The organism is Brachybacterium sp. AOP43-C2-M15 (assembly GCF_052446295.1).
In the GTDB taxonomy this organism is placed as follows: Bacteria; Actinomycetota; Actinomycetes; order Actinomycetales; family Dermabacteraceae; genus Brachybacterium.
In genome coordinates, this window is sequence record NZ_JBQSWB010000032.1 from 1 (window position 1) to 8,978 (window position 8,978).

Annotated in this window: 10 protein-coding genes; 8 read left to right on the forward strand and 2 right to left on the reverse strand. The window is 74.2% G+C overall.

What is annotated here, in order from left to right:
- Nucleotides 1-89: 89 nt before the first annotated feature.
- The gene (locus ACT3SP_RS18515) at nucleotides 90-635 is read right to left on the reverse strand and encodes a MarR family winged helix-turn-helix transcriptional regulator (protein ID WP_444588754.1); all 546 of its coding nucleotides are present in this window, start codon (nucleotides 633-635) and stop codon (nucleotides 90-92) included.
- Between the two features lie 69 nt (nucleotides 636-704).
- Between ACT3SP_RS18515 and idi the strand changes: the two genes are divergently transcribed.
- From idi to ACT3SP_RS18555, 8 genes are read left to right on the forward strand one after another with little or no spacing between them, the layout of a single operon-like run.
- Nucleotides 705-1,406 carry an isopentenyl-diphosphate Delta-isomerase gene (gene idi, locus ACT3SP_RS18520; protein WP_444588755.1) on the forward strand — a complete coding sequence of 234 codons (702 nt, stop codon included), beginning with the start codon at nucleotides 705-707 and terminating at the stop codon, nucleotides 1,404-1,406.
- Nucleotides 1,403-2,551 (forward strand): polyprenyl synthetase family protein, encoded by a 1,149-nt coding sequence (locus ACT3SP_RS18525; RefSeq protein WP_444588756.1) that lies wholly within the window; start codon nucleotides 1,403-1,405, stop codon nucleotides 2,549-2,551. Before idi ends, ACT3SP_RS18525 begins: the two co-directional genes overlap by 4 nt.
- Nucleotides 2,548-3,432 (forward strand): tryptophan-rich sensory protein, encoded by an 885-nt coding sequence (locus tag ACT3SP_RS18530; protein WP_444588757.1) that lies wholly within the window; start codon nucleotides 2,548-2,550, stop codon nucleotides 3,430-3,432. The genes ACT3SP_RS18525 and ACT3SP_RS18530 overlap by 4 nt, the downstream gene beginning before the upstream one ends.
- Nucleotides 3,429-4,382, forward strand: a complete 954-nt coding sequence (locus tag ACT3SP_RS18535; RefSeq protein ID WP_444588758.1) for a phytoene/squalene synthase family protein — start codon at nucleotides 3,429-3,431, stop codon at nucleotides 4,380-4,382. Before ACT3SP_RS18530 ends, ACT3SP_RS18535 begins: the two co-directional genes overlap by 4 nt.
- On the forward strand, nucleotides 4,379-6,025 hold the full coding sequence (gene crtI / locus ACT3SP_RS18540; RefSeq protein WP_444588759.1) for a phytoene desaturase family protein: 1,647 nt from the start codon (nucleotides 4,379-4,381) through the stop codon (nucleotides 6,023-6,025). The genes ACT3SP_RS18535 and crtI overlap by 4 nt, the downstream gene beginning before the upstream one ends.
- Entirely contained in the window at nucleotides 6,022-6,387 is a 366-nt protein-coding gene (locus ACT3SP_RS18545; RefSeq protein WP_444588760.1) for a lycopene cyclase domain-containing protein, read from the forward strand. The genes crtI and ACT3SP_RS18545 overlap by 4 nt, the downstream gene beginning before the upstream one ends.
- Nucleotides 6,384-6,737 (forward strand): lycopene cyclase domain-containing protein, encoded by a 354-nt coding sequence (locus ACT3SP_RS18550; protein WP_444588761.1) that lies wholly within the window; start codon nucleotides 6,384-6,386, stop codon nucleotides 6,735-6,737. The genes ACT3SP_RS18545 and ACT3SP_RS18550 overlap by 4 nt, the downstream gene beginning before the upstream one ends.
- Nucleotides 6,734-7,618 (forward strand): prenyltransferase, encoded by an 885-nt coding sequence (locus tag ACT3SP_RS18555; protein WP_444588762.1) that lies wholly within the window; start codon nucleotides 6,734-6,736, stop codon nucleotides 7,616-7,618. Before ACT3SP_RS18550 ends, ACT3SP_RS18555 begins: the two co-directional genes overlap by 4 nt.
- A 113-nt stretch (nucleotides 7,619-7,731) precedes the next feature.
- Here ACT3SP_RS18555 and ACT3SP_RS18560 read toward each other — a convergent pair whose 3' ends face one another.
- Nucleotides 7,732-8,907: an FUSC family protein gene (locus ACT3SP_RS18560; RefSeq protein ID WP_444588763.1), complete on the reverse strand. Its 1,176-nt coding sequence runs from the start codon at nucleotides 8,905-8,907 to the stop codon at nucleotides 7,732-7,734.
- Nucleotides 8,908-8,978 lie beyond the last annotated feature (71 nt).

The window sequence follows — 8,978 nt, forward strand, 5'->3', positions numbered from 1 at the left end:
ACCACCCCATCCCCCGAGGTCAGACCGCGAACGCTTTCCCACCACCAGCAGCCGCCGAGACGGCCCGCGGCGCCCTGCGGGATCGGCTCTCACAGCTCCCGGGCCGCATCGCCCATGGGGTCCTCGTGCGCCGTCCGCGCGTCGCTCTCGAGCTCGCGCGCCATGTCCAGCAGGAAGGTGATCGCCGCGTCGCGGGCGGGTGCGGGCACGGAGCGAGCGATCTCGAGCATGCGCTCGTGCATGCCGCTGAGCCGCTCGCGCACCTCGGAGTGGGCACGGTCGGTCGCGATGACGACCCGTGATCGGCCGTCCCTCGGATGGGGAGTGCGCTCCAGATGGCCGGAGGCCTCGAGTCGGTCCAGGAGCTTGGAGGTCGACGCCCCGGAGATCTGCAGGTGCTCGGCCAGGTGCCGGGGCGAGGCGGGGTCGTCCGCCAGCTCGCGCGAGATGACGAAGTGCAGCGCCCCCAGGTCGGTGGTGTTCATGTCCATCCCGGCGCTCATGCGTCGGCGCATCTCCTGGTCCGCCCTGCGGAAGGTGCGCAGCGCACCCAGGAGCGCGACGGCGGAGTCCTGCTCCCCGTACCAGTAGGAGCTGCCCGCGCCCTCGTGCGGTGGCCTCGACGCGTCGGTCATGCCCGGATGCTACAGTCGATATAGATAGCTTGGCTAAGGAGATGTGTGTCGATCCGGAGAGAGGTCCCGATGACCGACAGCGCCGTGGAGGTCCCTGCCGGCGAGGTCCCTGTTGTGGAGGACCATGTGGTCCTGCTCGAGGAGGACGGTCGCCCCCGCGGCCTCGCGCCGCGCGCGACCGTCCACACCGAGGCGACCCCCTTGCACCTGGCGTTCTCCTGCCACCTCGTGCGCCCCGACGGTCGCGTCCTGCTCACCCGGCGAGCCCTGACCAAGCGCACCTGGCCCGGGGTGTGGACGAACTCCTTCTGCGGCCATCCCCGGCGTCACGAGACGATGGAGCAGGCGATCACCCGGTACGCGCAGCGCGAGCTGGACCTGGAGATCCGGGCTCTGCGCGCGGTGCTGCCGGACTTCCGCTACCGCGCCGCGGACGCCTCGGGGCTGGTGGAGAACGAGGTGTGCCCCGTCTTCGTCGCCGAGCCCGTCGGTGGTCCCCGCCCGTCCCCCGACGAGGTGGCCGAGCTGCGCTGGGTCGATCCCGCGGACCTCGACCGCCTGGTGGAGATCGCGCCCTGGGCCCTGAGCCCCTGGGCCGTGGCCCAGCTGACCGCGCTGCGCGGCACGCACTGGCTGAGCACCTCCGGGGAGGGCTCGTCCCTCTCCTCCCTCTCCCCCCTCGTTTCCGCAGACGACTGCCCCGACGGCTCCCCGGTCGGTGCCGGCGACGCTTCGCGGTGCTCCTCCGCCGCGCCCTCGGGGACGACGTGAGCGGCCCCCTGGCGGGCGAGGAGCTCCGAGGGCTCGACGGCGCGCTGGATCAGCTGCTGTCCGGAGGCTCCGCCGTTCCCGGCGCCCTCGCCGTCGAGGACCATCGCGAGCTCTGGGACGCCCTGCGCCGCGCGACCGAGGGCGGCAAACGGCTGCGCCCCGCTCTGCTGCTCTCGGCGCATCGCGCTCTCGGCGGTCGGCGCGACGAGGCGGCGATCGCGGTGGGAGCGGCGATCGAGCTCCTGCACACCGCCTTCGTGGTCCAGGACGACGTGATCGACGGCGACCAGATGCGGCGCGGGGCCCCCAGCCTCCCGGGGGACTTCGCGATGCGGGCCCGCCGGCGCGGCGCCGCGCCGGAGCCGGCCCGGAGGTACGGGGACACCGCCGGGATCCTCGCCGGGGACCTCGGCCTGCTCACCGCCGTCCGCGCAGTGGCGGGCTGTCGCGCACCGGAGCCGGTGGTCGAGCGACTGCTGGATCTGATCGAGTCCACCGTGCACGGTTCCGTCGCCGGCGAGCTGGCGGACGTGCGCCTCCAGCTCGCGCACGAGGAGATCGCGGGATCGATGCACGAGGTGCTCGCCGTCGCCGAGCTGAAGACCGCCCTGTACTCCTTCCGGCTGCCCCTGCACGCCGCAGCGCTGCTCGCGGATGCCGAGGAGGAGGTGCTCACGGCCCTGGACGAGATCGGGGTGCTGCTGGGCGTCGGCTTCCAGCTGTTCGACGACCTGCTGGGCGTGCTCGGGGACGAGGAGCGCACCGGCAAGAGCGTGCTCGGCGACCTGCGTGAGGGCAAGCGGACGGCGCTGCTCGCCCATGCCGCCTCCACGGAGGTCTGGCCGCGGCTGCGCCTGCTCGTCGGCCGCGCGGATCTCGACCCCGTCGGCGCGGCGGACGCCCGTGCGCTGCTGCGGCAGAGCGGATCGCTCGACTGGACCGAGGAGCTCGCGCGGTGGCACCTGCGTGCCGCGGTCGACGCCGCTGAGCGCCATGGCCTGCCGCCCGCGCTCGTCGCCGAGATCCGCTCCGCGGCCGACGAGGTGGTCCGCGCCGCCGAGCACGGACTGCTCGGAGAGCTCTCCGCCACGCCCGGACCCATCACGCACACCCCCGTCCCCGACAGAGCGGAGCAGCCGGCATGAGCGCCTCCGCACCCCGCCCGTCCTCGACGCCGGGCCCGGCAGAGCACCCCTCCTCCCTGCGCCGCTCGCTGCCGCAGCGCTCCCTGCTGCGTCGCGCCGTGGTCACGGTGAGCTTCCTGATCGCGATCCTGGGCAGCGCGGTGGGCGTCGGCGCCCTCGGCGGCGAGGAGATCTCCGAGGCCGCCGGCGGGCTCCTCGCCGCCGATGCCACGCATCTCGCCCCGGCCGGTCCCGCCTTCTCGCTGTGGACCCTCATCTACGTCGGGCTCGGCGCCTTCACCCTCTGGCAGTGGAGGGACCGGGCCGACGAGCGTCGGCTGGCCGAGCCCGCGATCGCCTCCCTGCTGCTGAACGCCGCGTGGATCCTCAGCATCCAGGCGGGCGCCGTCGGGCTGAGCGTGGTGGTGATCCTGCTGCTGCTCGCCGTCCTCGCGGAGCTCTTCCGCCGCCTCGCCGCGCGCCCGCCGCGGAGCCGCCTCGAGCATCTCGTGGTGGACGGGACCTTCGGCCTCTATCTGGGCTGGGTGAGCGTCGCGACCTGTGCGAACATCGCCGCTGCGCTCAAGGGCGCCGGGTTCGGTGGCTTCGGCGTCCCGGACCTGCTCGCCGTGGGGGTGATCGCCGCAGTGGTGGCGGTCGGCGTCGGGCTCACCGTCTATGGCCGTGCCCCGGTCGCGGCGCCGCTGGCGATGATCTGGGGGCTGGCGTGGATCGCCGTCGGCCGCGCGACCGACGCCCCCGACTCGCCCGTCGTCGCGATCGCCGCCGTGGTCGCCGCCGTGCTGATCGCCGCGGCCGCCGTCGTGCAGCTGCTGCGCCGGGGCCCGGGGGCCCGCCGGATCCCCGCGCACCGGCGGGCGACGGGCGGGTCCGGGCGATGAGCGGTCCGCGCCGCGCTGAGCCTCCCGTCTCGCGCTACGAGCGGGTCGCGCAGCAGAGCGCGGGCCGCGTGATCGCGGGCTACTCGACCTCCTTCGGCTGGGCCTGCCGGCTCCTGGACGAACCGGTGCGCACGCACATCCGCAACCTCTACGCCCTGGTGCGGGTGGCCGACGAGACCGTCGACGACCCGGATCCGACGCTCAGCGCGGAGGTGCGCGCCCGGATGCTCGAGGACCTCGCCGAGGAGACCGCGCACGCTCTCCGGCGCGGGCGCAGCACGAACCTCGTGGTGCAGGCCTTCGCGGTCACCGCCCGTCGCCACGGGATCGGCGCGGAGCTCATCGACCCCTTCTTCGCCTCCATGCGCGCCGACCTGGCGATCGCCCGTCACGACCAGGACAGCCTCGAGGAGTACGTGCACGGCTCCGCCGAGGTGGTGGGGCTGATGTGCCTGCGGGTGTTCGTCGACGGGGACGAGGCCGCCTGCGCCCGGCTCCGAGGGCCGGCCCAGAGCCTGGGCTCGGCGTTCCAGAAGGTCAACTTCCTGCGCGACCTCGGCGAGGACCACGACCAGCTGGGGCGCGACTACTTCCCGGGGCTGGACCCGGAGCACGTCGACGATGCCGCGCGCGACCGGCTGCTCGACGAGATCGAGGCGGAGCTCGCCCACGCCGCGACCGCGCTGCCCGCGCTGCCGCCCTCCAGCCGGCGCGCCGTGAGCGCCGCCCACGACTTCTACCTCGCGCTGTGCCACCGCCTGCGCGCGACGCCCGCCGCCGAGCTCCGTCGCACCCGGGTGCGGGTGCCGGACCGTCAGAAAGCCCGGATCCTCGCGCGCGCCCTGCTGGGACGGGCGCCGTCCGAACGGGCGCGGACGGAACCGGCCCGGGCCGGAACAGCGCGGACGGGCACGGCGGACACGGAGCCAGCGAGGGACGGCCGCGCATGACCGGCGCCGCCCGCACCGCCGTGGTCATCGGCGGGGGCATCTCCGGGCTCGCGACCGCCGCGCTGCTGGCCCGCGACGGCCTCGCGGTGGAGCTGGTCGAGGCGCGCGCGGAGCTCGGCGGGCGCGCCGGGAGCTGGGAGCGGGAGGGCTTCCGCTTCGACACCGGCCCCTCCTGGTACCTGATGCCCGAGGTCTTCGACCACTTCTTCCGCCTCTTCGGCACCTCCGCCGCCGAGCAGCTGGACCTGCGCCGGCTGGATCCCGGCTACCGGGTCTTCTTCGAGGACCATGAGGAGCCGCTGGACATCCGCGCCTCCGCGGCGCGCAACGCCGATGCCTTCGAGCGGATCGAGACGGGCGCGGGGCACCGGCTCTCCCGCTACCTGGATTCCGCCGCCCGCACCTACGACGTCGCCCTCGAGCGCTTCCTCTACACCTCCTTCGACTCGACCCGCGCCGTCCTCTCCCCGGCGCTCGCGGCCCAGGCTCCGCGCCTGCTGGGGCTGCTCACCGAGTCCCTCGAGCACTTCGTGGGACGGCGCTTCCGGGACCCCCGGCTCCGGCAGGTCCTCGGCTATCCCGCCGTGTTCCTCGGCTCCTCGCCGGAGCGCACGCCGAGCATGTACCACCTGATGAGCTCTCTCGACCTGACCGGCGGGGTGCAGTACCCGCAGGGCGGCCTCGTCCGGGTGATCGAGGCGATCGCCGCCCTCGCCGCACGGCAGGGAGTGCGCCTGCGCACCTCGACCCGGGCCACGAGGATCCTCACCACGTCGGGGCGTCGGCCCCGGGCGACCGGCGTCGAGGTGCTCACGGCCGACGGGCGGACCCGGAGGATCGGGGCCGACGTGGTGGTCGCGACCGCCGATCTGCACCGGGTGGAGACCACCCTGCTGCCGCGGTCGCTGCAGACCTATCCCGCCTCCTGGTGGTCGCGCCGCACCAGCGGCCCCGGCGCGGTGCTGGCCATGCTCGGCGTCGAGGGCGAGCTGCCGCAGCTGGCCCACCACACGCTGCTGTTCACACGGGACTGGCGCGAGAACTTCACCGCCCTGCGCCAGGGGCGGGTGGCCTCTCCCGCCTCGGCCTACGTGTGCCGTCCCTCGGCGACGGACCCGTCGGTCGCCCCCGCCGGGCACGAGAACCTGTTCGTGCTGGTCCCCGTGCCCGCGGACCCGGGTCTCGGACGGGGCGGGGAGGACGGCTCCGGGGACGGGAGGGTCGAGCAGGTGGCCGACGACGCGATCGCGATGCTCGCCGAGAAGGCCGGGATCCCGGACCTCGCCCGACGGATCGTGGTGCGCCGCACCGTCGGCCCCGGCGACTTCGCCGCGGACCTCGGGGCATGGCGTGGCAGCATGCTCGGCCCCGCGCACACCCTGCGCCAGAGCGCGATGTTCCGCGCCGGCAACGCCTCGCGGAAGGTGTCCGGGCTTCTCTACGCCGGCTCGAGCACGATCCCGGGGATCGGCCTGCCGATGTGCCTGATCAGCGCGGAGCTCGTCGCGAAGCGACTGCGGCGGGACCGCAGCGCGTCACCGCTGCCCGAGCCCGCGCGGCCCGCGGAGGCGGCCACGGGGACAGCAACGGGCACGGGAGCGGAGGCGGCCACGGGCGCAGGAGCGGGGGCGGGAGCGCCATGACCTCGCTGCTGTACCTCGCCGTGCTCCTGGTCTCCAGCGCCTGCATGGCGCTGCTGGACCGTCGCTTCTCGCTGGTGCTGTGGCGGGCGCCGGGCCGCTCCGCCGTGGTCCTCGCGCTCGGTGCGGCGCTGTTCCTGCTGTGGGACCTCGCCGCGATCGCCTTCGGCCACTACCTGATGGGGCAGAGCGCGCTGATGAGCGGGATCCTGCTCGCGCCCGAGCTGCCGCTCGAGGAACTCGTGTTCATCACCTTCCTGTGCTACCTCACGCTCGTGCTGCACGGCCTGATCGGTGTCGCGATGACCTCGCCGCGGCGGCGCGCTGGAAGCACCGGCCCGCGGGGCGAGGAGGCTCACCGATGAGCTACGCCGCGCTGGCCGGGATGTTCCTGCTGGTCCCGCTCACGGTCACCGCCGCCGCAGCGGTGCTCCGCCGGCCCGACCGCCTCTGGTGGGCCAGGACGGGGATGACCCTCGCGGTGCTGCTGGTGCTGACCGTCGCCGCCGACTCGCTGATGATCGCCGCGGACCTGTTCCGCTTCGAGGAGTCCCTCCTGCTGGGGTGGCGGATCGGGCTGGCCCCGGTGGAGGACCTCGCCTGGCCCGTCGCGGCCGGGCTGCTGATGCCGTCCCTGCACCTGCTGCTGGCACGGCGGGAGCGGACCGAGCACGAGCAGACCGAGCGGGAGCCGACCGAGCGGGAGGCGCGATGACCGCCACCGGCACCGTCCCCCTCGCCGCGCATCGTCTGCTGGCCTCCTCGCGCCCCCTGAGCTGGATCAACACCGCCTACCCCTTCGCCGCCGCGCATCTCCTCGCCGGGGGACGGGTCGATGCCGCACTGGTGATCGGCACCCTGTTCTTCCTGGTGCCGTACAACCTGCTGATGTACGGCGTGAACGACGTCTTCGATCACGAATCGGACCTGCGCAACCCGCGCAAGGGCGGCATCGAGGGGATCGTGCTCGAGCGGCGCTGGCACGCGGTGACCCTCTGGGCGGCCGGGCTGCTCGCCGCGCCCTTCGTGGTGGCGCTGCTGCTGCTCGGCTCCGCGGCGTCGGCCCTCGTGCTGCTGCTGGTGCTGGCGGCGGTGGTGGGGTATTCCGCGCCGGGGCTGCGGCTCAAGGAGCGGCCGGTGCTGGACTCGCTCACCTCCTCCACGCACTTCGCGGGGCCGGCGCTGTTCGGCCTGGTCCTCGCCGGCGCGCCCGCGACGCCCACCGCGGTGGCCTCGTTGCTCGCGTTCTTCCTGTGGGGAATGGCGTCGCACGCCTTCGGCGCCGTCCAGGACGTCGGACCCGACCGCGCTGCGGGCATCGGATCGATCGCGACCGTGATCGGTGCGGCGGCGACGGTGCGGCTGTCGATCCTGCTCTACGCCGTCGCCGGGCTGCTGATGCTGGTCGCGCCGTGGCCCGCGATGCTGGCCGGCCTGCTGGCGATCCCCTACATCCTGAGCATCGGCCCGTTCCGCTCCGTGCCCGATGCGCAGGCCGAGCAGGCGCATCGGGGATGGCGCCGCTTCCTGTGGCTGAACCTCGTCACCGGTTTCCTGCTCACCCAGCTGCTGCTCTGGATCGCCCTGCGCTCCTGAGCCGAGCCGGCAGCGCGAGGTGCACGCGACGCGTCGGCCCGACGGCGAGCGATCGCGCCCGACGGCGGTCGCGGGTGCTCGAGAGCTGCTTCGGGTGCGCGCCGACGCGACCGTCACTCGCTCGAGCGCCCGCTCTCGCGCGCCTCCCGGGCCGAGGCGACGTCGTCGACCACCAGCGCGATGTGCTGCATCCCGGCGATCAGGGAGCCGTAGACGGGCCAGGCCGCCCGGGGCAGGCCGTCCCGGTCGGCCATCCGCTCCGCGAGCGCTGCGAGTCGGTCGTGGATCGGCTCGACCTCCGCGTCCGGATTCGCGATGGCGCGACCGGCGTCGTGCACCACCCGGGACCACTCCTCCCGGAAGTGGGTGTCCCACTCCCCCTCGGAGTACTCCGCCTCGCGCAGGGACCGGGCCAGATGGCGCAGGTGGGAGACGCCCTCGTCGACACGCTGCAGGATCTCCTCGTAGCTCGCCTCCCCCTCCCGGTTCGCGCCCGTCCCGGCAGCCCGGGCGTGCTCCCCCTGGTGGGGCGGGTCGCCGGGACGCGCGCTCACCGGCCGCGGCAGGTGCCGGCGAGGGTTGCCCCAGCCGCTCTCGCGCGCGAAGCGCACGGTCCGCCAGGTGCGGCGCAGCTCGTCCCCCATGTCGGAGGTCGTCTGGATCCACTCCTCCGCCCGGTCAACGTCCCAGGAGGAGGAGAAGGCCTCGGCCATCTCGGTGAGCACATCGCCCATCCGCCGGTTGATGCTGTCGATGTGGCCGGAGGCCTGCAGATCCCGCAGCGGAGGGATCAGCACCACGTTGACCGCGACGCCGAAGGCCACGCCCACGGCGATCTCGAGCACGCGGTCCAGCAGCAGCGGCTGCTGCTCGCCGAACCCGCTGCCGAGGACGAAGATCGCGGTGGTCGCGATGGCCACGCCCTCGTCCCGGATCCAGGGCAGGCGGGAGCCGAGCATCCCCACCAGCAGGGCGAGCGCGAAGGTCCACAGCCCCACTCCCAGATAGGCGCCGATGAGGAAGGAGACCAGCACCCCGATGCCCGAGGCGGTCAGGGTCTGCAGCCCGCGGGAGAAGGACCGGAGGATCGTGGCGTGGACGGTCAGCAGCGCCGTCCACGGGGCGAGGAAGGGCATCTCGGATTCGAGCACGCCGACCGCGAACCACCAGGCGGCGCTCGCGGCGATCACGCACTTGAGGATCTGCAGCAGGTCGGTGATCGCCTCGGGGCGGCGCACCGCCCGCCACAGCCGGCTCCCTGCGCCGCCCTCGCGGAGCTGGTCGTTCATCGGTCTCACCTCGTGCGCTGCTCGGGACGGGGACTGCGGGGCGCCAGTGTAGAGGCGCGCAGCCGGCCCCC